This window comes from Actinoplanes siamensis (genome assembly GCF_016862395.1).
Classification (GTDB): Bacteria; Actinomycetota; Actinomycetes; order Mycobacteriales; family Micromonosporaceae; genus Actinoplanes; species Actinoplanes siamensis.
This window is the reverse complement of record NZ_BOMW01000134.1, coordinates 1-1,384: the sequence shown is the minus strand read 5'-3', so window position 1 is coordinate 1,384 and position 1,384 is coordinate 1. Positions and strand designations below refer to the sequence as shown.

The window sequence follows — 1,384 nt, the reverse complement described above, 5'->3', positions numbered from 1 at the left end:
ACTGTAAGAAGAACGGTGTAACTCCTGATCAAGGAGACGCACCTGATGACCATGACGACCGAGGCCGTGGATACTTCCGCGGTGGCCAAGAAGAAGGACCCGGCGGCCTTGCCGGCGAACGTCGATGCCGAACTGGTCGGCCAGCTCGTGGAGCAGGCCCGTGCCGCGGGCCTGCGGCTGACCGGTGAGGGCGGTCTGCTGCAGCAGCTGACCAAACGCGTGATCGAGGCCGCGATGGACGGCGAGATCACCGATCATCTCGGCTATGAGAAGCATGATCCCGCCGGTAAGGACGGCGGGAACTCCCGCAACGGGTCGCGGGCGAAGACGGTGCTGACCGACGTCGGCCCGATCGAGATCGTCGTGCCCCGGGACCGGGACGGCTCGTTCGAGCCGCAGATCGTCAAGAAGCGGCAGCGGCGGCTGACCGGGGTCGAGGACATGGTGCTGTCGTTGTCGGCCAAAGGCCTGACCACCGGTGAGATCAGCGCTCACCTGGCCGAGGTCTATGGCGCCGAGGTCTCGCGGCAGACGATCTCCACGATCACCGACAAGGTCATGGACGGCATGGCCGAATGGCAGAACCGGCCCCTGGACCGTGTCTATCCGGTGGTGTTTCTGGACGCGATCAACGTCAAGATCCGGGACGGGAAGGTCGCCAACCGGCCGATCTACGTCGCGCTGGCGGTCACCGTCGAGGGCACCCGCGACATCCTCGGGCTGTGGGCCGGCGACGGCGGCGAGGGCGCGAAGTTTTGGTTCAGTGTGTGCACCGAGCTCAAGAACCGCGGTGTCGAGGACGTGCTGATGGCCGTCTGCGACGGTCTGACGGGCCTGCCCGACGCGATCAACACCGTCTGGCCGAAGACGGTGGTCCAGACGTGTGTGGTTCACCTTCTGCGCAACTCGTTCAAATATGCCGGCCGCCAGCACTGGGACGCGATCGCAAAGGCGTTGAAGCCGGTCTACACCGCACCGACCGAGGCTGCTGCTGAGCAGCGGTTCCTGGAGTTCGCCGAGGTCTGGGGCGAGAAATACCCGGCGATCGTCCGGCTCTGGGAGAACGCCTGGGCCGAGTTCGTGCCGTTCCTGGCCTTCGACGCCGAGATCCGCAAGGTCGTCTGCTCGACCAACGCGATCGAGAGCGTGAACGCCCGGATCCGCCGGGCCGTGCGGGCCCGCGGGCACTTCCCGAACGAGCAGGCCGCCCTGAAATGCGTCTACCTGGCCGTGATGGCCCTGGACCCGACCGGCACCGGCCAACGCCGCTGGACTATGCGCTGGAAACCCGCCCTCAACGCCTTCGACCTCGCCTTCGAGGGACGCCTCACCGCAGGCCGTAACTGACGTTCAACGAATCGAGTTACACCGTTTTCTTGACAGT

At 65.8% G+C, this 1,384-nt stretch carries 1 protein-coding gene; it reads left to right on the top strand.

Annotated features, from left to right (window positions below; all coding sequences use genetic code 11):
* The first annotated feature begins 45 nt into the window (after positions 1–45).
* Positions 46–1,347 carry an IS256 family transposase gene (locus tag Asi03nite_RS37415; protein WP_203685243.1) on the top strand — a complete coding sequence of 434 codons (1,302 nt, stop codon included), beginning with the start codon at positions 46–48 and terminating at the stop codon, positions 1,345–1,347.
* Positions 1,348–1,384 lie beyond the last annotated feature (37 nt).